Source organism: Terrimesophilobacter mesophilus (assembly GCF_014200375.1).
Taxonomy (GTDB): Bacteria; Actinomycetota; Actinomycetes; order Actinomycetales; family Microbacteriaceae; genus Terrimesophilobacter; species Terrimesophilobacter mesophilus.
Genome location: NZ_JACHBP010000001.1, coordinates 1020228 through 1043151 on the forward strand (window position 1 = coordinate 1020228; position 22924 = coordinate 1043151).

Annotated in this window: 25 protein-coding genes; 6 read left to right on the forward strand and 19 right to left on the reverse strand. The window is 67.0% G+C overall.

Going from position 1 to position 22924, the window contains the following annotated elements:
• Nucleotides 1-67: 67 nt before the first annotated feature.
• Nucleotides 68-1072, reverse strand: a complete 1005-nt coding sequence (gene rlmB / locus BKA04_RS05055; protein ID WP_104096640.1) for a 23S rRNA (guanosine(2251)-2'-O)-methyltransferase RlmB — start codon at nt 1070-1072, stop codon at nt 68-70.
• Nucleotides 1069-2490, reverse strand: a complete 1422-nt coding sequence (gene cysS / locus BKA04_RS05060) for a cysteine--tRNA ligase (RefSeq protein ID WP_104095430.1) — start codon at nt 2488-2490, stop codon at nt 1069-1071. Before cysS ends, rlmB begins: the two co-directional genes overlap by 4 nt.
• Before the next feature lie 60 nt (nt 2491-2550).
• Here cysS and BKA04_RS05065 point away from each other — a divergent pair, with 60 nt between their 5' ends.
• A complete protein-coding gene (locus BKA04_RS05065; protein WP_104095431.1) occupies nt 2551-3528 on the forward strand; it encodes an MBL fold metallo-hydrolase in 978 nt (325 codons plus the stop codon).
• Nucleotides 3529-3697: 169 nt separating this feature from the next.
• Nucleotides 3698-4624, forward strand: a complete 927-nt coding sequence (locus tag BKA04_RS05070; protein WP_198413296.1) for a sugar-binding transcriptional regulator — start codon at nt 3698-3700, stop codon at nt 4622-4624.
• Between the two features lie 16 nt (nt 4625-4640).
• On the opposite strand, the gene BKA04_RS05075 is transcribed toward BKA04_RS05070, so the two are convergent.
• The 11 genes from BKA04_RS05075 to BKA04_RS05125 all read right to left on the reverse strand — a co-directional run bounded on the left by BKA04_RS05075 (nt 4641) and on the right by BKA04_RS05125 (nt 15007).
• Nucleotides 4641-4913, reverse strand: coding sequence for an HPr family phosphocarrier protein (locus tag BKA04_RS05075; protein ID WP_104095433.1), 273 nt, complete (start codon nt 4911-4913; stop codon nt 4641-4643).
• A gap of 38 nt (nt 4914-4951) precedes the next feature.
• Nucleotides 4952-6286 carry a dihydrolipoamide acetyltransferase family protein gene (locus BKA04_RS05080; RefSeq protein ID WP_104095434.1) on the reverse strand — a complete coding sequence of 445 codons (1335 nt, stop codon included), beginning with the start codon at nt 6284-6286 and terminating at the stop codon, nt 4952-4954.
• A 1-nt stretch (nt 6287) separates the two neighbouring features.
• The gene (locus tag BKA04_RS05085; protein WP_104095435.1) at nt 6288-7301 is read right to left on the reverse strand and encodes an alpha-ketoacid dehydrogenase subunit beta; all 1014 of its coding nucleotides are present in this window, start codon (nt 7299-7301) and stop codon (nt 6288-6290) included.
• 22 nt (nt 7302-7323) lie between these two features.
• On the reverse strand, nt 7324-8295 hold the full coding sequence (locus BKA04_RS05090) for a thiamine pyrophosphate-dependent dehydrogenase E1 component subunit alpha (protein WP_104095436.1): 972 nt from the start codon (nt 8293-8295) through the stop codon (nt 7324-7326).
• Nucleotides 8296-8305: 10 nt separating this feature from the next.
• The gene (locus BKA04_RS05095) at nt 8306-9610 is read right to left on the reverse strand and encodes an NAD(P)H-dependent oxidoreductase (RefSeq protein WP_104095437.1); all 1305 of its coding nucleotides are present in this window, start codon (nt 9608-9610) and stop codon (nt 8306-8308) included.
• Nucleotides 9611-9775: 165 nt separating this feature from the next.
• On the reverse strand, nt 9776-10174 hold the full coding sequence (locus BKA04_RS05100) for a transcriptional regulator GutM (RefSeq protein WP_104095438.1): 399 nt from the start codon (nt 10172-10174) through the stop codon (nt 9776-9778).
• Nucleotides 10175-10552: a PTS glucitol/sorbitol transporter subunit IIA gene (locus BKA04_RS05105; protein ID WP_104095439.1), complete on the reverse strand. Its 378-nt coding sequence runs from the start codon at nt 10550-10552 to the stop codon at nt 10175-10177.
• 32 nt (nt 10553-10584) lie between these two features.
• On the reverse strand, nt 10585-11643 hold the full coding sequence (srlE, locus tag BKA04_RS05110) for a PTS glucitol/sorbitol transporter subunit IIB (RefSeq protein ID WP_104095440.1): 1059 nt from the start codon (nt 11641-11643) through the stop codon (nt 10585-10587).
• Nucleotides 11644-11646: 3 nt separating this feature from the next.
• On the reverse strand, nt 11647-12309 hold the full coding sequence (gene srlA, locus BKA04_RS05115; protein ID WP_219818124.1) for a PTS glucitol/sorbitol transporter subunit IIC: 663 nt from the start codon (nt 12307-12309) through the stop codon (nt 11647-11649).
• 297 nt (nt 12310-12606) lie between these two features.
• Entirely contained in the window at nt 12607-14274 is a 1668-nt protein-coding gene (ptsP, locus tag BKA04_RS05120; RefSeq protein WP_104095442.1) for a phosphoenolpyruvate--protein phosphotransferase, read from the reverse strand.
• 250 nt (nt 14275-14524) lie between these two features.
• Nucleotides 14525-15007 carry a CarD family transcriptional regulator gene (locus BKA04_RS05125; RefSeq protein ID WP_104095443.1) on the reverse strand — a complete coding sequence of 161 codons (483 nt, stop codon included), beginning with the start codon at nt 15005-15007 and terminating at the stop codon, nt 14525-14527.
• Nucleotides 15008-15237: 230 nt separating this feature from the next.
• Here BKA04_RS05125 and BKA04_RS05130 point away from each other — a divergent pair, with 230 nt between their 5' ends.
• A complete protein-coding gene (locus BKA04_RS05130; protein ID WP_104095444.1) occupies nt 15238-15723 on the forward strand; it encodes a hypothetical protein in 486 nt (161 codons plus the stop codon).
• A gap of 1 nt (nt 15724) precedes the next feature.
• On the opposite strand, the gene BKA04_RS05135 is transcribed toward BKA04_RS05130, so the two are convergent.
• Together BKA04_RS05135 and BKA04_RS05140 are read right to left on the reverse strand one after the other, a co-directional pair.
• A complete protein-coding gene (locus tag BKA04_RS05135; RefSeq protein ID WP_104095445.1) occupies nt 15725-16405 on the reverse strand; it encodes a response regulator transcription factor in 681 nt (226 codons plus the stop codon).
• Nucleotides 16402-17568 carry a sensor histidine kinase gene (locus BKA04_RS05140; protein ID WP_104095446.1) on the reverse strand — a complete coding sequence of 389 codons (1167 nt, stop codon included), beginning with the start codon at nt 17566-17568 and terminating at the stop codon, nt 16402-16404. Before BKA04_RS05140 ends, BKA04_RS05135 begins: the two co-directional genes overlap by 4 nt.
• 154 nt (nt 17569-17722) lie before the next feature.
• On the opposite strand from BKA04_RS05140, the gene phoU reads away from it, so the two are divergent.
• Complete coding sequence (phoU, locus tag BKA04_RS05145; RefSeq protein WP_104096641.1) at nt 17723-18385, forward strand: phosphate signaling complex protein PhoU; 663 nt, start codon at nt 17723-17725, stop codon at nt 18383-18385.
• 17 nt (nt 18386-18402) lie between these two features.
• Here the strand turns inward: phoU and BKA04_RS05150 are convergent, their stop codons facing one another.
• The 4 genes from BKA04_RS05150 to BKA04_RS05165 form a co-directional block, all read right to left on the reverse strand.
• Complete coding sequence (locus tag BKA04_RS05150; protein ID WP_104095447.1) at nt 18403-19146, reverse strand: phosphoglyceromutase; 744 nt, start codon at nt 19144-19146, stop codon at nt 18403-18405.
• Between the two features lie 29 nt (nt 19147-19175).
• Nucleotides 19176-20270 carry a CAF17-like 4Fe-4S cluster assembly/insertion protein YgfZ gene (gene ygfZ / locus BKA04_RS05155; RefSeq protein WP_232841967.1) on the reverse strand — a complete coding sequence of 365 codons (1095 nt, stop codon included), beginning with the start codon at nt 20268-20270 and terminating at the stop codon, nt 19176-19178.
• Nucleotides 20260-20871, reverse strand: coding sequence for a nitrobindin family protein (locus BKA04_RS05160; protein ID WP_104095448.1), 612 nt, complete (start codon nt 20869-20871; stop codon nt 20260-20262). Before BKA04_RS05160 ends, ygfZ begins: the two co-directional genes overlap by 11 nt.
• 129 nt (nt 20872-21000) lie before the next feature.
• A complete protein-coding gene (locus BKA04_RS05165; RefSeq protein ID WP_198413297.1) occupies nt 21001-21291 on the reverse strand; it encodes a hypothetical protein in 291 nt (96 codons plus the stop codon).
• A gap of 62 nt (nt 21292-21353) precedes the next feature.
• Between BKA04_RS05165 and BKA04_RS05170 the strand changes: the two genes are divergently transcribed.
• Both BKA04_RS05170 and mshD read left to right on the forward strand, forming a co-directional pair.
• Nucleotides 21354-22049 carry a winged helix-turn-helix domain-containing protein gene (locus tag BKA04_RS05170; RefSeq protein ID WP_104095450.1) on the forward strand — a complete coding sequence of 232 codons (696 nt, stop codon included), beginning with the start codon at nt 21354-21356 and terminating at the stop codon, nt 22047-22049.
• Complete coding sequence (gene mshD, locus BKA04_RS05175; RefSeq protein ID WP_167309675.1) at nt 22018-22893, forward strand: mycothiol synthase; 876 nt, start codon at nt 22018-22020, stop codon at nt 22891-22893. Before BKA04_RS05170 ends, mshD begins: the two co-directional genes overlap by 32 nt.
• The last annotated feature ends 31 nt before the right edge of the window (nt 22894-22924 follow it).

Consider the following 22924-nt stretch of genomic DNA (forward strand, 5'->3'; position numbering starts at 1 on the left):
ACTCCCGAGACGGGCTTCGGCGCCGGCGGGGCCCCGCCTGCGGCGAGGGCCAGAAGTGGCCTCCGCTCTAAGCTCCAGCGCGCTGCTTCGCGATCTCGTAGAGCGTGACGCTCGCCGCGATTCCCGCATTGAGCGACTCCGTCGACGAGGAGATCGGGATTGACACGACCGCGTCGCAGGTCTCGGTGACGAGGCGGGAGAGGCCCTTGCCCTCGCTGCCGACCACGACGACGATCGGCGACTTCGCCCAGCTGAGTCCGGGAAGGGACACCTCGCCGCCACCGTCCAGTCCGAGAACGAACACGCCGCGCTCTTTGAGTGCCTTGAGCGTCTGCGTGAGGTTGCTCGCCATGGCGACCGGCGTGCGCGCTGCAGCCCCCGCCGACGTCTTCCACGCCGCCGCCGTCATCCCGACCGACCGGCGCTGCGGCACGATGACGCCCTGGCCGCCGAACGCGGCGACCGACCGGATGATCGCCCCGAGGTTCCGCGGGTCGGTCACGCCGTCGAGGGCGACGAGCAGCGGCACCTTACCCTGCGAGACGACGCGGTCGAGCAGCTCGAGCGGGTGGGCGTACTCGTAGGGCGGCACCTTGAGCGCGAGCCCCTGGTGCACGGAGTCGAAGCCCGCCATGCGATCGAGCTCCGGGCGCATGACCTCGAGGATCGGAAGGCCGCGCTTGGTGGCGATGCCCATGACCTCCTTCACCCGGTCGTCGTATTCGATCCGCGAGGCGATGTAGAGCGTCGTCGCGGGGATCGACGCGCGCAGGGCCTCGAGCACAGAGTTCCTGCCGGTCACGAACTCCGACTCGTCGGATGTCTTCGGGCGTCGCTGCTGCCGCTGGCGTTCGCCGGATGCCGACGGCGGTCGCTTCCCCCCTGCGGCCTCGAATCGGTCGGCTGCAGCCTTCCGTTTCCCCGCCGGATGGTACGGGCGGTCCTCGGCTTTCGGCGTCGGCTTCTTGCCCTCCAGCGCCTGTCGTCCCTGGCCGCCCGATCCGACCTGCGGCCCGCGGCTCTTCTTGCGGACGGCGCCGGGTCGTCCGTGCTTCGGTGCTGGATTCTTCACGCGAGGCTCCACTGTGTTCCGTTGGGGGTGTCTTCCAGCTGGATGCCGGCACCGGTCAATTCGTCCCGGATGCGGTCGGCCGCGGCGAAGTCCTTCGCGGCGCGTGCCGACTCGCGGTCGTCGATCAGCCGTTCGACGAGGCGGGAGAGTGCCGGAGCCGCCGCATCCGCCGACGCGGTGTTCCAGGGCTCCTCGAGCGGATTGATCCCGAGGACATTCGTCATGGCGAAGACCTCCCCGCGCACGCGGGCGGCCGTCTCGATGTCGTCTGCGTCGAGAGCGGCGTTGCCTTCGCGAAGGCGCTCGTGCAGTACGGCGAGCGCCTGGGGGACGGCCAGGTCGTCGTCCATCGCCGCGGCGAACGCATCCGGGACCACGGGCACGCCGCTTCCGGCGAACGGTGTTCCGTCGAGTCTGCGGTCGACGCGTGAAAGGAAGCCCTCGATGCGTTCGAGAGCGGCCTCCGCCTCGACGAGCGCTCCGTCGTGGTAGTCGATCGTCGATCGGTAGTGCGCGGAACCGAGGTAGTAGCGTACGACGAGCGGCCGGGCCTGGCCGAGGAAGTCGGCCGCGTAGATCGAGTTCCCGAGAGACTTCGACATCTTCTGCCCGCCGATGTTCACGAGGCCGTTGTGCACCCAGTGGTTCGCGAAGTCGTCGCCGGCAGCAGTCGACTGCGCGAGTTCGTTCTCATGGTGCGGGAAGCGGAGATCGAGCCCTCCGCCGTGGATGTCGAACCGGGCGCCGAGATACCGCGACGACATCGCCGAGCACTCGAGGTGCCATCCCGGCCTGCCGTCTCCCCACGGTGACGGCCAGTTCGCCGACTCCGGTTCGTCCGGCTTGTGGCCCTTCCACAGCGCGAAGTCGCGCGGGTCGCGCTTGCCCCGAGGGTCGGCATCCGCGGCCGGGGCCATGTCCTCCGGCTTCTGCCTCGTGAGTTCGCCGTACGTCGGCCACGATGCGGTGTCGAAGTACACGTCTCCGGAGCCGTCGGCGGCGGGGTAGGCGTGGCCGGCATCGATGAGTCGCCGGATGAGCTCGTGCATCTGGCCGATGCTGGCCGTCGCCCGCGGCTCGTAGGTCGGTGCCTGGATGCCGAGGGCGGCGTACCCTGCGGTGAACTCCAGTTCGAACCGGTAGGCGAGTGCCCACCATTGTTCTGCGTTGCCCTCGGCCACAGCGCTCGCAAGGATCTTGTCGTCGATGTCGGTGACGTTGCGCACGAGCGTCACCCGGTAGCCGCGATAGTTCAGCCAACGCCTCCACAGGTCGTAGACGAGTGCTGAGCGCAGGTGCCCGATGTGCGGACTCGACTGCACGGTGGGACCGCACACGTAGATGCCGACCTCGCCCGGAACGAGGGGAACGAAATCGACCACGGACCGGGTCCGGGAGTCATAGAGGCGCACTGTCACAGGCAAAGCCTACTTGTCGCGGCTTCGGGAGGCCTCTGCGAGTCAACTACCATCGAAGCAATGCACGCCACGAGTTCCACCCAGTTCGACGCCGCAGGAGGGCACGGCGTTCCCGGCCTCGAACTCGTGCGCGATGGCCTCTACTGTTACGGCCTCCCGCAGCCCGGAACGCTCCCCCACTACGCGTTCAGCTACCTGCTGCTCGACTCGGGTGGCGCGGTGCACGTCATCGACGCCGGCTGGGACTCGGATGAGAACTGGCAGCGGTTCACCCGGGTCCTGTCCGGTCTCGGCCGCAGCGAGAAGGATGTCGCCACCGTCACGGTCACGCACCTGCACCCCGATCACCTCGGCATGGCCGCGCGAATCAGGGCGGCATCCGGGGCCTCGGTCGCCCTTCACCGGGCGGAGCAGGACGGCATCCGCGAACTCGCGGCCCCCGTCGTCGAGTCCGAGGTCGAGGCGCGGCTCGAGTCGTGGGGTGTCCCCACCGATCGCAGGCCGGAGCTCCTCGAGGCGTTCCGCGGGCGAAGCGGCTGGACCGCGTTCACGGCCGACCGGCTCCTCGACGACGGGGAGTCGCTGGAGATCCCGGGCCGCTCGGTCCGCGCCCTGCATACGCCGGGGCACACCACGGGTCACCTCGCGTTCGTCGACGATGCGAACGAGCTCCTCTTCCTCGGCGATCTCCTGCTTCCGAACCAGTTCCCCGGCATCGGGCTGGGCGGGACGCCGGTCGCGAACCCGATCGACGACTACCTCGCATCCCTCGCGACGGTCGCGGCGCTCGACCGGTTCGAAGCACTGCCGGGCCACGGGTACCGATTCACCGGCATCGCCGCGCGGAGTGAGGAGACCGCAGCGCACCATGGGCGCCGTACGGAACAGGTCGCATCCGCCATCGCGCCCGGTCAGACGGTGTGGGACCTTGCGAGCGTCCTCACCTGGACCGCCGGATGGCAGAATCTCCGGGGACTGGCGTTGCTCTCCGCGCTCTCGCAGACCGACCTGCACCTCGCCCGGATTCGCGATCGCTGAGGCCACCGCGTCGCCTGGCCGGGGGATGAATCCGCCCGGAGCTGCTCGGCGTGGGGATCACCATCGACGAACTTCGTTAGAATTCTGAGGATCGTACCGAAGTCTCCCGGTGTCACTGATCCGAAGGAAGGACCGCCGCATGGCCTTAGCGCGGGATCAGTCTGTCCTGGTGAAGGCGGCAACGCTCTATTACCTCGAGGGCAAGTCCCAGGCCGAAGTTGCGGCGGAGATCGGGGTCTCCCGATCCAACGTCTCCCGAGTTCTCGCCGCCGCACGAACGCAGGGTATCGTCGACATCCGGATCAACGACCCTTTCGGTCGCGCCGGTGACCTGGAGCACCAGCTCATCTCCCGGTTCAACCTCGCCGACTGCCGGGTCGCCAACACCGGGCCCCGCACCGACAATCTCGCACGCGTCGGTGAGCTGGGCGCCGCCTGGCTCATGGAGAACCTGCCATCCAAGGGGTCCCTGGCACTGTCCTGGGGCTCCGCGGTCCAATCCGTCGTGGACCGGCTCGTGCCAGACCCGATCCACAGCGACCTCGAGGTCCTTCCCCTCATCGGCGGTCTCTCCATCGTGGACTCCGCCCGCGACGGCAATGTGCTCGTACGCTCCCTCGCCCTCAAGCTCGGGGCGAAGCACCGCGCTCTCCATGCACCGGCGATCGTCGAATCCATGACGACTCGGGATGCGTTCATGGCAGAGCCGTCGATCAGTTCCGTCCTGACCGCCGCCAGCACCGCACGGCTGGCCATCGTGGGTATCGGGAGCGTCGGAAGCGGCGCCTCCCAGACGATCCTCAAAGCCATGTCGCTCAGCCCGGACGATGAGGATCGGTTCCTGCAGGCCGAACCGGTCGGCGACTGCTGTACGCGCTACTTCGACAAGAGCGGAACCCCGGTCGGCTCTCCGACGAGCGACCGTGTCGTGGGCATCGACCTCGAGACTCTGCGACGCATCCCCACGATCGTCGGCGTCGCGGTAGGGCCGGCCAAGGCCCCCGGCGTGCATGGTGCGCTGCTGGGCGGACTGCTCGACGTGCTCATCATCGACTCATCGCTGGCAGAGGCGCTCCTGGCCGCGAGCATGCCCTAGGGGTATGCGCCGCACCCTACTCGGCAAGCTCCTCGTCAGGCGTTGACAGCAGTTCCGCCAGCCGTTCGAGCACGTCCTCGCCGCCTTCGCCCTCGGTACGGAGGACCACGGTGTCGCCGCAATTGGCGCCCAGCGAGAGCACCGCCAGGATGCTGGCCGCGTTTCCGCTCTTCTCCCCCTTCGTCACTGTCACCACCATGCCGCTGTCCCGCGCGGCCTTCGTGAACAGGGACGCCGGACGGGCGTGCAGACCGTGCCGGGACGCTATCTGGACGGTACGCTCAGCCATGATCTACTCGCTTTCGGTGTGAGGTGAGGTCGGCGGCCTCAGACGGCAAGGATGCTGTCCGGACTGGCGACCAGGTCGCTGATGGTCTGCAGGTAGCGTGCCGCATCCGCCCCGTCGGCGACCCGGTGGTCCATCGTGAGACCGACGGTGCAGGTCAGACGCGGGCCGAACGCCCCGTCCGCCGTGGCCACCACCCGCTGGGCGACGGACCCCGCCGACAGTGCCGTTGCATGGGGCGGTGTCAGCAGCGCATTGAAGTGGTCGACTCCCATGCCGCCGAGGTTGGAGAAGACGCTCGTCCCTCCGCTCAGCTGGCCCGCGGTGATCGAGCCGGAGAGTGCGCTGTCGACGAGCTGGGCGATCCCCGCCGACAGGTTCGGAAGTGTCTCACTCTGCGGGTTTCGGATGACCGGAGCCAGCAGCCCGGACGGGGAATCCACGGCAAGGGCTATGCCGATCTCCTCCATGCGCTCGGGGCCGTCCTCCGTCCACACCGCATTCAACTCCGGATGCCTGCTCAGCGCGATCGCCTGGGCCTTCACGAGGATCGCGGTCCAGCTCGCCCCGCCGAGTCCACTCTTCCGGACTCCCGCGAGCACGCTCAGATCGAACTGGCGATACGCGGTGAACTGCGGAATGCTCGCCGATACCGTCATCGTGCGCGCCACGAGGAGTCTCGTCCTCGCCCGCCGTGCGGCGACCGGGTCTGTTGCGCCGGCCGCCTTGGGCGCGCGTGACGGTGCCGACTGTTGCGATCGGGCGGACGGTTGTGACGGCGCGGACGGTTGCGCCGATGCGGCCGGTTCCGCCCGCGATGGCACGGCTCCCGCGCTCTCGACATCCTGCACCCTGATGATGCCGCCGGGGCCGGTGGGCGCCACGGAGGACAACTCGACGCCGCGATCGGATGCGATGCTCCGGGCGAGTGGGACCGCTGCCGGCCAGTCGGAGGCGGTCGAGGACGCGGTCGATCCATCGCCGCCGACAGGATCCTGGCCCGGAGTCGAGGCCGCGCCACCGTCGCCGACCGCGCCACCTCCGGCCGCACCTGGCCCGGCCGCGGCGGGCGCCTGACCACCGGGCGTCTGACCGCTGTCCGCACCGTCGAACAGGCCACCGAGCAGATCGTCGGAATCGGACGTGATGTAGCCGATCGGCTCGCCCACCTTGATCACGTCGTCGATATCGGCCACGATTCGGGAGAGAACGCCGTCGTAGGGAGACTCCACCTCCATGTCCACCTTGTCGGTGGCGACCTCGGCGACCGGCTCACCGGACTTCACCGGGTCACCCACGCTCTTGAGCCACGCGACCATGGTTCCCTCTTCCATGGTCATCGACATCTTGGGCATTGTCAGCGAGAGCTCCGCCATCTCACCACTCCGTCACGAGTGCGGTGGCGGCGGCAACGATGTCCTCGACCTGGGGCACCGCCGCGCGCTCCAGCTTCGGAGCGTACGGGATGGGGATGTCCAGTCCGGAGAGCCGCCGTACCGGTGCGCGCAGATGGGCGAAGGTCTCCGACTCAGCGATGATCGCCGCGACCTCGGACATGAACCCCAGCGTGCCCGCCGCCTCCTGAACCAGAAGCACCCTTCCGGTCGCCGTCACCGACGCGAGGATCGTCTTGGAGTCGAGCGGCTTGAGCGTGCGCGGGTCGATCACCGTCGCATCCACCCCTGCGGCCGCCAGTTGTTCTGCGGCCTCCATGGCCCTGCTCACCATGACACCGGTGGCGACGATGGTGAGATCCTTGCCCTCCCTCCGGATGGCAGCGACCCCGAGCGGCGTGCGGGCGTCACCCACTCGGACGTCTCCCGACGTCTTGTAGAGCAACTTGTGCTCGAGGACGACGACCGGGTTCGGGTCGTCCAGTGCGGCGAGGAGCAGTCCCTTGGCGTCATCCGGTGTGGCCGGCATCACGACCTTGAGGCCGGGGATGTGCACGAACCAGGTCTCCAGGCTCTGCGAGTGCTGGGCGGCGGCCCCCGTGCCGGATCCACCCGGCGCACGAATCACGAGCGGAACATTGACGGCGCCGCCGAGCATGAAGTGGATCTTCGCGGCCTGATTCGCGATCTGATCCATCGCCTGCGCACTGAAGTCGGAGAACTGGAGTTCCACGATCGGCCGCATGCCGGTGATCGCAGCCCCGACGCCGGCCCCGACGATTCCCAGCTCGCTGATCGTCGTGTCGCGCAGGCGCTCAGTACCCACCTCGTTGATCAGTTCCCCGGTGACTCCGAAAGCACCTCCGTAGATCCCCACATCCTCGCCCATCATGAAGACGCGATCGTCCTCTGCGATGGCGACCCGCAGCGCATCCCTGATGGCCTCTGCGTAGGTCATGACCTTCGTCTCGGTGCCCTCGACCACTTCGTCCACCATCACCTTTCCCCAGCCCCGATCGTCAACTCGCGTAGACCGCTTCGAGAAGACCGTCTGCTGTCGCATCCGGTGCGGCATTGGCGCGCTGTACCGCGGAGCGCAGCTCGTCCCGCACCTGGTTGCGGATCTCTTCCAGGTCCGTCTCGGTCAGCGTTCCGGCCTGCAGCACCCTCGCCTCGAACGCGGGGATCGGGTCGTGGGTGCGCCACTCCTCGATCTCCTCGCGAGTGCGGTACAGGTTCTTGTCCGACTTGGAGTGGCCCCTCCACCGGTAGGTGAGGGCCTCGATGAACGTCGGTCCGCCGCCGGAGCGTGCGCGATCCACCGCCTCCTGGACGGCATCCCGCACGGCCTGGACATCGTTGCCATCGACCGTGACTCCGGGGATACCGTAACCCTTCGCGCGATCGGAGAGCTTCTCCAGATTGAACGCCTTCTCGGATGCCATCGACATCCCGTAGTGGTTGTTCTCGCACAGGAAGACCACCGGAAGCTGCCACATCGCGGCAAGCACGACACCCTCGTGCCATGCGCCCTCGCCCATGGCCCCGTCCCCGTGGAAGCACACCGCCACCTGCTTCGTGCCGCGCATGTGTGCGGACAGCGCAGCGCCGGTCGCGATGGGAACGCCGCCGGCGACGATGCCGTTCGCACCGAGGTTTCCGGTCGTCGTGTCCGCGATGTGCATCGAACCGCCCCGGCCGCGGCAGTAGCCGCTCTCCTTCGCCAGGAGCTCGGCCATCATCCGCTCGATGTCGGCGCCCTTCGCGATGCAGTGGCCATGGCCGCGGTGCGTCGAGGTGATGTAGTCGTCCTTGTTGAGGGCCAGACACGCCCCGGTGGGAACCGCCTCCTGTCCGATGGACAGGTGCATCGTCCCGTGCATCATTCCGCGGCCGTAGAGGTCCTCGACGGCCTCCTCGAATCGACGGATCATCCACATGGTCTTCAGGACGGATTTCGCGGCTTCCGCGTCTTGCGCTAAGGGGTTCATGACACAGCTTTCACACTTTGGATCCGAGCACTCCGTCGGCAAGCAGGCGATCCTGCAGCCGGCGAAGGATGACAATGGTCTTCGTTTCGTCCAGTTGCACATCGTCGTACGTCAACGGTGTGCCCTTCTTGACCTCTCTCACCAGCGTGGCGCCATAGGTCAGACCGATGGGCAGTTCCTTGCCGGCCGCAGCCGTCACCGAGGAGACCGCGTCCCCGTAGACGTGCTCTCCTCCGATTCCATCGATGCGGTCCCCAACACCCAGGTCGCGCTTGGCCCGGGCCGTGACGTCCGCGTTCCACGCGACCGGTGCGAGCGAGCGCTGGCCGTCGATGATGATCTCTCCGATCGTCAGGATCGCCTCGATACTGGCCAGGTGGTACGGACGGTAGAAGGAGAAGTACGGTCCTGCGCCGAGCTTCAGGTAGCTGAGTTCGGCCTGGACCACCGGGTCATTCGCCTTCGCCGTGACGAAGACGCCCGGCGCAACCGGACCGGTCGCGTAGTCGACGACGCCTACGCCGCCGAGCACGCCTCCGTCTTCGATCGGGATGAACGTCTCGTGGAGGGTGGGGACGGTGGATGCCGGACCGTTCATCGAACGGGTGCTCAACTGGAGGTCGGCCGCGTTCGCGAGCGCCGCCATCTCGATCATCGTCTTGGTGCCGTCCACGAAGCTGCACAGCATCCGGGGGTTCATCCCCTTGGCCTTCGCCTCCTCCGCCAGCATCGTCGGCGTGGCCTCGGGGTTCAGCGGATTGTTCTTGCCCTTGCCCGCGCACACCAGTTCGAGGCCGATGTCCCGAACGTATTCGACCAGCTTCAGGCACTCGACGGGCTCGTCTCCCCGGCATACCGTGTAGATGCTGCCGGTCTGGGCCGCGATGGATGCGAGCACGAGGCCCACCGTGACATCCGCCTCCACCGTCATGAGCGCGACGTGCTTTCCGGCCAGCAGCGACGAGAACGCCACCGCTGCGGCCACTTCCGGGACGCCGGAACACTCGATGATGAGGTCGAGAGGCAGTTTGGGCAGTGTGAGCGCGTCATCGACGACGACGTGTTCGCCACGGGCTATCGCCTCGCTCAGCGCGTCGATGTCGTCATTCTTGACGACATCGTGGATGCCCGCGTTGCCCAGGGCGGCGATCGCCCGGTCCACTGCGACATCCGCCACCGCGGTCATGTGCACGCCGGGCAGCCGTGCGATCTGAACTATGAATCCCGAACCCATCTGGCCCGCGCCCACGAGGCCGACGCGTACGGGGCGCCCGGTGTCCTTCTGCCGGGCCAGAAGCCGTTGAGTGTATTCCATGACATCCTCATCAATCGTCGATCTTCCACCACTGTGCACATTTGTGAGTATCATTGATCACGTTTGTGATCCAAGTATGCACTCAAATTCCGGGTAAGCCAAGTCTCGGACCCCGAGTTCATCGTCCACGGACCGGATCAGGGCGACCCGCGCGCACTGAATCGCTCAGGATGCGGATCTGGATGACTGGCGCGCCGCCACCGTGCGGTACTGCTTCAGGGCGTACTCGATGGCCTCGGCGAGCTTCTTCTCGTTCGCCCGCTTGGGTGCAGAAGAGATGGGGCCCAACAGTTCGTCCCTGGCGTGGAACCTGGCGAAGATCGTGACACCGACCATCGCCTCAGCCGCGACAATGCGCTTGGTGATCGAATCGACGACCAGGAGCACGACGGCCCCACGAGTCCAGCCCTTGCCTCGACCGGACACCAGGACCAGGTCCTGGCGACTCTCATACCTGGCGGTCAATCGCCGGGTCGCCGCAGCGTAGTTGCGGTGCTGGATGTAGCTCAGCAGGCCGCCCAGCAGCAGCGCCCCGAGTAGAAGAAGTGCGAATCCATTGTCCACTTACCGACCTCCCGACCGGATCTCGATGGTCTCCCCGATGGTGGGGACAGTGAGCGCACCCGTCGCCAGGACGGCGCCGGGCAGCGGATCCTGCCCCTCCTCCGGATTGACGTAGACCACCATGTGCCCAAGGCTACGCAGATTCTCGCCCGCGATCGCGCCAACCGCATCGAGAGTGACGGTTGAAGCCCCCACCCGCAGCACGTCCCCTGGTGCAGGGTCGCGCTGCGGGTCAGAATCCATCACCCTGTGCACGATGCTGACTTCCGCCAGTTCGTCAGGGCACGGCTCCGCGAAGAAGATCGCGACACCGCCTTCCAGCATCTCCGCGACGTCGACTCCGATCGAGACGACTTCGCTGCGAAAGTATGGATTCATGGGGAACTTCAGTCCTTTTCTTCAGCCGTGCGTCAGACGATGAGCAGGAAGCTGGCCACCCAGGCGATCACAACCGCCATGGGCGAGGTGATCATCCGCGAGAACAGCACAGCCGGCACACCGACGGCAACCGTTTCCGGCTTCGCTTCACCGAGCGCCAGTCCGACCGGGACGAAGTCACAGCCGACCTGGCCGTCGATGGCGAACAGCGTGGGGAGCGCATACGGGATCGGCAGTGCACCGATCGCGATCTGCGTACCCATGAGCACACCGATGACCTGCGCGATGGCTGCTCCTGGTCCCAGAATAGGCGACAGGAACGGCAATCCGGTGATGACCCCGAGCAGGATCAGGCCCCACGGCGAGGACGCCAGCGGCGTGACGACGGTGGCGATCCAGTTGGACAGACCCGTGTAGGTCACGAATCCGATCAGAAGGCTCACATACGCCATGAACGGAAGGATGGTCTGCAGCGTCAACTGGATGGCCTGCCGCCCTGAGGACAACAGCGTGTTGATGATGTTTCCGACGACCGCACCGAACGAGACGGTGACCCGGGAGAAGAATCCCATCACGCCGCCCTGCTTCGGCTGTCCGGACTGAGCACTCGTGCTCATGCCGTGCAGTTTCTCGCCCCCGGAACCCGGAAGCTTCGGTCCACCGCTGCCGGCAGCCATCGCGGCGTTGCCTGCCATCGCGTCGGCCATGACGGCGTCCGCGAGAACGACATTGGCCGGCTTGACGGCGGAGACGAACACATCCTCGGTGATGTACTTGGCCAGCGGGCCCGAGGGCTCACCGGGGAACACATCGATCGTGAGCATCCGCTTGCGGGGATACACGCCGATGCGCGCCGTGCCACCGCAGTTGATGACCACGGCGAGCACGTTCTCCTCCGGGACACTCGTCGTGAACCCGTCCACCGCCTGGACACCGGTGAGCTCGGCGATCTTCGCCGCAACCGGGTGGATTCCGCCACCGGTCACCGAGAGGACCACGTTCTTCTCATCGGAGGGCTCCAGGAGCAGTCCTGGGCCCCAGCCGCCACTGCCGGCGCTGACAAAGACGCTCTTGTACTTGTCGTCAGCCATGATCTACGCCATCCCTTCTGCAGTAGCAACGGTCTTCTTCTTGGGTGTGCGGACATTCGCCTTCGCGAACGCCTTGTCGTACTCGTCGAAGACCTCGGTGAGGCCACCACGACGAATCATCAACCGGGTGATCCACTCGGTCACCATCCCGCGGATGAAGATCACGACGATGCCGACGATGAAGTACAGGAGTGCCAGAGTCGCGTACTGCTTCTCCGTTCCCGCCTTGAGGACACCGGCAGCAACCCCCGCCCACACGAAGATCTCTCCCGCGTTGGCGTGAGGGAAGAACGCGGTGACCGGGTGGACGAACGATACAGCCGAGTCGTAGAAGGCCGGCTTCTGCCGCTCCGGGAGGTAGATCCCGAACGCGTAGCATGCCGGGTTCGTGAGCATGATGACCGCAATGATCGGCATGATCGTGTACCGGGTGATCGCGTATCGTGCGGACCACTGGATCGCCCCGGTCATGCGCTCCTCGCCGACCCACGTGGTGATCGCATACATGAGCGTCAGCAGCACGATCAGGAGCGGGAGGATCCCGGTGATCAAGCCCATGAGTGCGTTACCGGAGGCAGTGAAGAGGCCAATGAAGTGGGTCGAGACCCAGACCAGGCCCTGCATGATCGGGTTGTCCCCCGCTGGTACGGGGGGTGAATCAGCCATATGTACGAATATGGCCAGCGTGCTGTTCATCGGACACCTTTCTCGTCTGGGCACCATGACCCGCGCCAAGTCGACCAGCATCAGCACCGAACCGCGGCACCTTTGCCAACCGCTATGAGGACTAATCTGCACCTATGTGCACATCTTCGGCACACTAGTGTGTTGAATGTCTACCAGTGATCGCGGCGCGGCGCAATAGACACGGCGGTCGTCTTCCGCCTGGTGTGCCGAGCGGTCTGAACTCGGCGGGTGAGCTCGCCGGGGTGAGCTCAGCGGGGTGAGCTCAGCGGGGTGAGCTCAGCGGGCGGCGCCCAGGACTGCCGCGAGCGCATCCTCGGCATTGTCGGCCGCAAGCGCCAGCCGGGCGAATTCCTTCGCCTGCGCAAGGGTGTGCCGGGACAACTCGTCCCTGACGTCCGCGAGCGCTGCAGCGGACATCGACAGCGAGGTCACGCCGAGACCGACGAGGACGACGGCCAGGAGCGGCTCCGCAGCCGCTTCACCGCACACTCCCACCGGTTTGTGCAGGGCGGCTCCGGCAGAACCGACCTCCGCGATGAGGCGGAGCACCGCAGGATGCCATGCGCTCTGGAACGACGCGAGCGAGCCCTGGAGACGGTCGGCCGCGAGCGTGTACTGCGTCAGGTCATTCGTGCCGATGCTCGCGAAGTCGCTGACCGCAAGGATTCGATCCGCCAGGATCGCGCTCGAGGGCACCTCGACCATGATGCCGACCGACTTCAGGTCGAACTCCCGCGCGATGGCGCTGAACGACCTGGCCTCCTCGACCGTCGCGACCATGGGCGCCATGACCCAGGCGTCCGCCTCGGTCTGGCCGGCAGCTCCGGCGATCGCCTGCAGCTGGCTGCGCAGGATCCCCTCATTGGCCAGAAGCGCCCTGATCCCGCGTTGACCCAATGCCGGGTTCTGTTCCGCCTCGCTGTTCAGGAACTCGAGCGGTTTGTCTGCGCCGGCGTCCAACAGGCGGATGACCACCTTCTGGCCCGGGAACGCTGTGAGGACCTTCGTATAGGCGGCTTGCTGCTCCTCCACTGACGGCGCGGCCGTGGCCCCGAAGAAGAGGAACTCCGTGCGGAACAGGCCCACCCCTTCCGCTCCGTACTTCACAGCCTCGTCCACGCCGTCCACCGAACCGATGTTGGCGAGAAGTGAGATCGGCGTCGCATCCGCAAGGGCGCCAGGAGTCGCCGGCCGCGCTCGCTGCGCCGCACGCTCCTCCATCGCCGCGGTTGCCGCCTTCTGCTCCGACTCGGACGGAGACACCGTGACGGCGCCCTTGGCCGCGTCGACGATGACCAGGTCGCCGTCAGCGATCGACTGGGCGTCCGCGACCGCCACGAGCGCGACGATGCCCTTCTCGCGGGCAAGGATGGCCGTGTGCGATGTCGGGCCGCCCTCCGTCGTCACGAAGGCCAACACCGTGGTGAGGTCGAGGGTGACGGTGTCGGCGGGGGCCAGGTCTCGTGCGACCAGGACGAACGGCGTCTCGGACTCCGGGATCCCTGGCGCCGCGACCCCCCGCGCGTACGCGATCGTTCTCTGCATCACGTCGTCGATATCGCTGACCCGCTCCGCGAGATAGGAGTCCAGTCCGGCCACGATCGCGCGGAAGGACGAGAAGCTCTCGAAGATCGCCCGGGCGGCCGTCTTACCGGCCATGACCAGTCTGGACACGTCTTCGTGCACGGATGGGTCCTCCGCCATGAGCGACTGGGCATCCAGGATCTCGCGCGCAGCACCGACGGCCTGCTCACCGCGTGAGCGGATGAACGCTGCCGTCTCCTCGAGCGCGCCGACGGCACAGGACAACTCCTCCGCGGCAGTCCGAGCGCTGGGGATGTCCACCGGTTCCGGCAGCGGGTCCGGCATCCGCCGGACGACGCCCATGGCCGTACCATTGCCGATTCCCATGCCCGACAGCTGCGCGTGCGCTCCCTTGCCCATGTGGCCTTTCCGGTGCGGTTCATCGTGGAAAGACGCATGGATCGCCGCGACCGACCGGTCACGGACCAGTCATGTCCCCGGATGGTTGCCCGGTCGACCCACTCCGATGATCGTCACCTTTTACAGTGCTACTTGCATAAGTGTGACACACACGAGGCCGTGGGCGATCAGAGCGGTGACGCTCCCCACGGCTCATGGGCGTGCGTCAACACTCCCGAACGGACGGTCGGGAGAACTGGACCGGCAATGATCAGGAAGCGAGAACCTCGTCGAGAACGGTGGATGCCTTCTCTTCGTCGGTCTTCTCCGCCAGCGCGAGCTCGGAGATGAGAATCTGGCGTGCTTTCGCGAGCATCCGCTTCTCGCCGGCCGAGAGACCGCGGTCCTGATCGCGACGCCACAGGTCGCGCACCACTTCGGACACCTTGATGACGTCGCCCGACGCGAGCTTCTCGAGGTTCGCCTTGTAGCGGCGCGACCAGTTGGTCGGCTCCTCGGTGAACGGTGCGCGAAGCACCTCGAAGACCTTGTCGAGACCTTCGCGGCCGATGACGTCACGAACGCCGACGAGGTCGACATTGTCGGCCGGAACCTCGATCGTGAGATCGCCCTGGGTGACGTTGAGTTTCAGGTAGAGCTTTTCTTCACCTCGAACGGTCCTCTTCTTGACCTCAGTGATGGTGGCAGCCCCGTGATGGGGGTAAACGACAGTCTCGCCGACTTCGAAAAGCATTGATTGGGCTCCATTCCGCGACCAACAGTTTACCACAGGGCCACCGACGACCCCAGGGGTCGAAATGGGCCGTGAGCGGTCGCGCGGCGGTGGCCGCCAGGACCTGCGACAGCCTCGACGTCAGGTGCGCCAGCGCCCTCTCGCGGCCCGCCGGCGCTAGGCTAAACTCGCAATTGAGTTCCTGTGGTCCATCGCCCGGGAGCGACACCGGTCAACCCTCGGAGGATTCTGTGAAAGCACGTCTTGCTGCGAGCGCCGTTCTCGTCGCGCTACTGGTGGGCGGAACGACCGGATGCACATTCCTCACCCCGCAGGCGACCTCGCACATGTACGACGCGAGCGACGGAATCGGAACGACCCTGGGCGACATCCGCGTCAACAACGCGCTCCTCGTGACGGAGGACGGCCAGAACGCGAGCCTCCTCATCAACCTCGACAACACCTCCGCGTTCGGCGTGCAGGTCTCGATCCAGTACGAGAACACCCAGAAGCAGAAAGTCAACGAGAGCATCTACGTGAACGGCGACTCGGTCGCCCACGTGGGCGGGCCGGATGCCACGAAGCTCGTCCTCAGCGGGATCGATGCGCCCGCCGGCAGCCTCTTCCCGGTCTTCCTCCAGTACGGCGACGTGACCGGCAAACAGCTCTACCTGCCCGTGCTCGCGCCGAACGGCGAGTACGCGGGGCTCGAACCCACCGCGACGCCGACCCCGTGACTCAGCCGTCGAAGCGGTAGCCGAGTCCGCGAACCGTGACGACCATGACCGGCTTCGACGGGTCGCGCTCGATGCGGTTCCGGATGCGCTTGACGTGCACGTCGAGGGTCTTGGTGTCGCCGAAGTAGTCCGAGCCCCACACGCGGTCGATGAGCTGCCCGCGGGTGAGCACCCGGCCGGCATTGCGCAGCAGCACCTCGAGGAGCTCGAACTCCTTGAGCGGCATCGTGATCTCCTGGCCCCTGACCTCGACGGTGTGGCGCTCCAGATCCATCCGTACGTCAGCCGCGGTGAGCACCGCGTCCGGAGCATCGTCCAGGTCGAGCCTGCGCCGCTGGACGGCCCGGATGCGCGCGAGCAGCTCCCGGGTCGAGTACGGCTTGGTCACGTAGTCGTCGGCGCCGAGCTCGAGTCCGACGACGATGTCCACCTCGCTGTCCTTCGCGGTCAGCATGATGATCGGCACAGTGGATACCGCCCGAATCTGCCGGCACACCTCCGTACCCGGGAATCCGGGAAGCATCAGGTCGAGCAGAATGAGGTCCGCCCCTTCGCGCTCGAACGCGGCGACAGCCGAGGGCCCATCGGCCGCGATCGTCGTGCGGTAGCCCTCGCGTTCGAGCAGGAACGCGAGAGGTTCGCTCAGCGAACGCTCGTCCTCGACGATCAGGATGTGGTTCACGCGCTCTCTCCCTGTGAGTCGACCAGTGAGACCGCCGTCGCGTGCGACGCTTCGGGCAGTCGGATGGTGAACGTCGAGCCGTAGCCCGGCTGCGACCACACCCTGATGTCCCCGCCGTGGTTCTGCACGACGTGTTTGACGATGCTCAGGCCGAGCCCCGATCCTCCCGTGTGGCGGGAACGCGCGGGGTCGATGCGGTAGAAGCGCTCGAACACGCGATCCTGCTCCTCCGCGGCTATGCCGATCCCCTGGTCGGTCACGGCGATCTCCACGATGCCGTCCGCGTTGCGCACGCCGATGCCGACCCGCGAACCCTTCGGCGAGTAGATGATCGCGTTGGAGATGAGGTTCTGCAGGGCCACGGTGAGCAGCGCGTCGTCCCCGAAGACCTCGGCACCCGCGTCTCCGCCGCTGGCCATCGTCACGTCGCGCGCCTCCGCGGCGACACGGTTGTGGTCGATCGCGGCCGCGACGACGTGATCGATCTCGACGGTCTCCGGCCTGGCGAGCGCATCCGCGGCCTGAAGTCGGGAGAGCTCGATGATCTCCTGCGTGATCCGCGCGAGCCTTTCGGACTCCTTGGTGAGCCGCTTGGCGAACCGCTTGACCTGGTCCGGTTCCTTGGCCGCGGCCTGGAGCGCCTCGGCCAGCAGCCCCACGGCGCCGATCGGGGTCTTCAGTTCGTGGCTGATGTTGGCGATGAAGTCTCGGCGGACGGCGTCCAGCTTGACGCTCTCCGTGCGGTCCTCGGCGAGCAGCAGCACGTATCGAGCGCCGAGCCGGGCCACCCGGACGAGCAGGAAGATGTTGGTGTCGCCGATCCTGCCCCGCTGCAGCTCGAGCTCGCGAACGATCGGTTCGCCGTAGCGGCGGACGTCGTCGACGATCGCGACGAGCTCCTGATGCACGAGCGCGTCGTTCCAGACGAGGCCGAGTGCCAGCGCCCCGGGGCTGGACTTGATGACGTTGTTGGAGGGATCGAGCACGATGCCACCGGATTCGAGGGCGTCGATCACCTGGTCGACACCATCCGGAACCGAGGGGCTCACGACATCCGCGGCCCTCCTGCCCCTCCTCGCCGCGAGGGTGACGATGAGCACGACGCCTGAGCCGAGCACGATGCCGAACGCGATCGACGCGAGCACCAGCCAGGTGGGGTCCATAGCGACTAGATTAGTTACTTCGATCGTGCTGCCCCGCCGACGTGCGGATTCGGCGGCACGATGAGGGGCGTTGTTCAGTCGGTGGCCACCGATCGTTAACCTCGGCCCGACAGGATGACCGCGTCGAACGATGCACGGTGTGGAGGGATGCGCGATGCGCGAGGTGTTCCAGCAGGAGCTGCGCGAGGTGCAGGAGCGCCTCGTCGAGATCGCGACGCTCGTCGAGGTCTCGATCGAGAACGCGACGAGCGCATTCAACGAATCCAACGTCTCCCTCGCCGAGACGGTCATCGCCAACGACGACAAGATCGACGCACTGACCGTGAGCCTCGACGAGCTCGCCATCAACATCCTCGCGAGACAGCAGCCGGTCGCCCGCGACCTGCGGATCGTCGTGAGCGCCCTGCGCATCTCGTCCTCGCTCGAGCGGATGGGCGACATGAGCGAACACATCGCCCAGCTCGCCCGCTACCGGTTCCCGGAAAAGGTCGTCCCGAAGACGCTTCGCTCGACGTTCGCCGAGATGGGGCGGCTCGATGTCGAGGTCGCGAGGAAACTCACGGAGCTCCTGCGCACCGAGGATGTCGCGATCGCGGAGCAGATCCGCAACGACGACGACAGGATCGACGAATTGCACCTGAGCGTTTTCGACAAGGTGCTCGGAGAGACCTGGAAGGGCGGGGCTGAGGACACCGTGGATGCGACCCTCGCGTCCCGGTATCACGAGCGGTTCGCCGACCACGCCGTCTCCATCGCGAAGAAGGTGCAGTACCTCGCGACGGGCGACTGGCAGGTCAGCAGCACCCCTGCGTCCTGAGCTGCCCGCCGGCCGGGTTACTTCTTGCCCTGCGCGGCGACGGCCGCAGCGCCTGCCGCAGCGGCCTCAGGGTCCAGGTAGCGCGACGGTGCCGCCGGCATGAAGTCGTCCCCGAGCTCGTAGACGAGCGGGATGCCGGTGGGGATGTTGAGACCGGCGATCTCGTCATCCGATATGCCGTCGAGGTGTTTCACGAGGGCCCGCAGCGAGTTGCCGTGCGCCGTGACGAGGACCCTCTTGCCCGCGCCGAGGGCGGGGATGATGTCCGAGCGCCAGTACGGCAGCATCCGCTCGATGACATCCTTCAGGCATTCCGTGCGGGGCAGGTCATCGCCGAGGCCCGCGTAGCGCGGGTCGTGAGCCTGGGAGAACTCGGAATCGTCAGCGATGGGCGGCGGCGGAACGTCGAATGACCGACGCCAGGTCATGAACTGCTCCTCGCCGAACTCGGCGAGCGTCTGCGCCTTGTCCTTGCCCTGCAGCGCGCCGTAGTGGCGCTCGTTGAGCCGCCAGCTCCGCTCCACGGGGATCCAGTCGCGATCCGCCGCCGCCATCGCCGCGTTCGCGGTGTGGATGGCGCGCTTGAGCACGCTCGTGAACTGGATGTCCGGGAGCAGTCCGGCGTCGGCGATGAGCCTTCCGGCATTCGTCGCCTCCTGCCGGCCGAGCCCGGTCAGCGGGACATCCACCCATCCGGTGAAGAGGTTCTTCTCGTTCCAGTCGGACTGGCCATGACGGAGCAGGATGAGCGTGTGGGTCATGCGCCCAGTTTACCGAGGGCCCGGCAGCCCTACCGCAGCCGCGGAATGCGCGGGACGTCGGCGACCGCCCCTGCGGTCGGCGGCACGATGACCTCCTGGGCAGCGGCCACGATCGTGTCGCCGACGGGGATCGAGAGCACCGCGTCCGGATCGGTCGACCGCTTCACCACGGCGAGCGCGACCGGGCCGAGTTCGAAGTGGCGCGCGACGCTCGTGATCCGGCCGACGACCGTGTCACCCAGCACGACGTCGCCGCCCTCCAGCGGGAGGACCGCATCCGAACCGTCGAGGTGCAGCATGACGAGTCGGCGCGGCGGATGCCCGAGGTTGTGCACCTTCGCGACCGTCTCCTGCCCGCGGTAGCAGCCCTTCGTGAGGTGCACGGCGCTGCGCAGCCAGTCGAGTTCGTGCGGAATCGTCTTCTCGTCGACCTCCGCCGTGAAGCTCGGCCGCCAGGCCGCGATGCGCAGGGCCTCGAGCGCGAGCACGCCGGCAGGGACGATCCCCGCCGAGACCAGCTCGTCCGCGACCGATGCCATCGCCGATCGCTCGACGAGAACCTCCGAGTACGTCCAGGCGGATGCCGGATGCTCCTCCGGCACCGCGTACTGATGACCTCCGCGCGGCACTGCAGGCCACGGATCGCGCCAGGCGAGTACGACGCCGTTCGACTCGGCAGCGGACGGCACGCGCGCTCCGAGCGTTCCGACCGTCGCGAAATCGGCCGTGCGATCGGCGACCTCGACGCGCAGCATGAACCGCATCGAGTCGAGCCACGCCCGAAGGGGTTCAGCATCGGCACCGTCGACGAGCAGCCACGCGATCACACCGTCGTCCAGGATCCGGATGTCGTGCTCGATCCTGCCCGTCTGCCCGAGCAGGAGGGTCTCCGCAGAGTCGCCAGGGCGCATGCCCCTGACGCTCTGGCTGGACATGGAGTCCAGCCAGGTGAGCCGGTCCGGGCCCGTGACCGTCAGGACGCCGCGGTTCGACAGGTCGACGATGGCCGTGCCGGCGACGAGCGACCGCTGCTCGACCATCGGGTTGCCGTAGTGCGCGGCGATGCCGGCATCCGCTCCGGATGCCTCCACGGCGCCCTCGAGGGCGAGGAACTCAGTCGACACGGGCGAGCCTCCCCGACGCGTGCGAAGTGAGGGGCCGGCCGAGCGCAGCGATGTCCCACGCCCACAGCAGGTGGCCTTCCACGAGGCCGTACATCCTGGTGGATGCAGTGTGCGGCTTCGCGCTCGCCGAGCGCAGGACGGCATCCGTCGCGAGGTCGATTCGCGCGGACTTCACCTGCCCCAGGTACAACTCGCTCACCCCGCCGGGGTGCAGGATCGATACCTCCAGGTCGAAGCCGTCGTCCGCATTGCGCAGTGTCTCGACCTGCTCAGCCGTCACGAACTCCGGCTCGCCCTCCCCGGCGAGAAGACCGGGACCGGGGTCGGCATCCGTGGCGGCGCGGGCAAGCCGCCAGTATCCGGTCTCGGTGGCGAGCGGCGTGGGAAACGACTGCTCGTCTTTCGAGTCGAGGAGCCAGGTGTACGAGTTGTAGTTGAGGTGCGGCAACCCGTCGTGGCTGAAGCTCAGCCGCTGTCCGAACTCGTAGTCGCGCACGTCGTCTCCGACCGGGTAATTCAGCACGCCGGTCCCCTCCCACACGCCGATCAGCCACGCGAGAGGAGCGAGTTCGGCGGGCAGACCATCCGGCAACTGCAGCACGCCGGCGACCTAGCGCTGGCCGCGGAACAGGTTGTACAGAACGACGACAGAGACGTATGCGATGGCGAGCGACGCGAGACCGAGGAGTCCGACGAACGTGAGCTCAAGCGCGAGAAGCATGATTCGATTCTAGCCGTTCACCAGCTGGAGCAGCGCGAGGACGCCGGTCGCGACCGCCAGGATGAGCACGGCGCCGCCGACCGACGCCATGATCCGGTCCACGAATCCTTCTCGTGTGAGTGTCGAGAGCTGGATGATGAACGTCAGGAGCACTGCTGCAGCCAGTGCGATGGGAAGCCAGATGAGGTAGCTGTCGCCGATGTTGACGACGCCGATCACCACGGCGCCGATGAGGGTGAGGATCCACACCGGCACGACGGTTCCCACCCGGAGATCTCTCGAACGGTCGGCCGATGTCACACGACCATCCTGCCCCATCCGCGCCCCCGTAGACTATTGACCTGTCGAAGCCGGAGGGTCCTGTGGCGCAGCTGTTGATTCTCACCCCCTCGGGGGAGAACGACGTGTTGCCCTCCCTCTCCCTGCTCGGACACCGGGTGAGGACCATTCCCGCAGACCCCGCACACCTCGTCAATGCACCCGGCTGCGACGTCATCCTGCTCGACGCGCGGACCGATCTGGTGAGCGCGAAGTCTCTGTGCAGGATCCTGCAGGCGACTGGGCTGACGGTGCCGCTCATCCTCATCGTCACGGAGGGCGGGCTCGCCGCCGTGAACGCGGAGTGGGGGGCGGATGATGTCGTGCTGTCGTCCGCCGGGCCGGCCGAAGTGGATGCGCGTATCCGGCTCGTGCTCGGCCGGAAGGAGGAAGGCGAGGCGGCGAGCCGCATCAGCGCGAGCGGGATCGTCATCGACGAGGCGAGCTACTCGGCGAAGGTGCGCGGCCGCGCGCTCGACCTCACCTACAAGGAGTTCGAGCTCCTGCGTTTCCTCGCGATGCACCCGAGCCGCGTGTTCACCCGCGAACAACTCCTGAGCGAGGTGTGGGGATACGACTATTTCGGAGGTACCAGAACGGTCGACGTGCACGTCCGCAGGTTGCGGGCGAAGCTCGGCGACCAGGAGTCGGTGATCGGAACCGTGCGGAACGTCGGCTACCTGTTCAAGGTCTACGACGAGGATGACAGTGAGCGCGTTGCAGACACCGTCCGCTCCTGAGCGCCTGGGTGCGCTCATCGCCGCCGCGAGGGCGGTCGACGGGCAGCCGCCGTTCTCCGACCAGAGTCTCGTCGAGCTCGAACGCGGTGAGCGCACCCTCGTGACGAGCGAGCGTGGTTCGGACGCAGAGGGCGCTGCTCTCATCGGGGCTGCCGTCGTCGGAACCGACGAGTTCGAACTCGTCGTGCACCCGGATGCCAGGGGCGCCGGGGTCGGTACCGATCTGGTGCGCAGGGTGCTGGCAGAGCATCCCGCCGCGACCCACGCGTGGGCGCACGGCGACCACCCGGCGTCCCGCGCCCTCGCGGCCAGGTTCGGATTCGAGCCGGTGCGCACCCTGTTGCAGTTGCATGCGGATCTCGATTCGCCGTCTGCGGCGGCACTCGACCCGCGGCGCGAGGATCGAGACCACCTCCGGGTCACCGACTTCCGCCCCGGCATCGACGACGAGCAGTGGCTCGCCCTCAACGCGCGCGCGTTCGCCGATCACCCCGAGCAGGGCAGGCTCACGCTGCGCGACCTCGACGACCGCACGGCGGAAGCCTGGTTCGATGCCGGCGACTTCCTCATCCTGCGCGACGGCGACGCCATGATCGGGTTCTGCTGGCTCAAGGTCGAGGGAACGATCGGCGAGTTCTATGCGGTCGGCGTCGACCCTGCACGGCAGGGCGAGGGGCTCGGCCGCGTGCTCATGGACGCCGGAATCGCGCGCCTGGCCGCGCGCGGCATCCGCACCGCCGTACTGTACGTCGAGGCGGACAATGCGCCGGCGCTCGCGCTCTACAGTCGGTACGGCTTCACACAGCACACGATCGACATCCGGTATCGCCTCATCGCGCGTTAACCCCTCGGACTCTCACGAGTGCAATGATCGA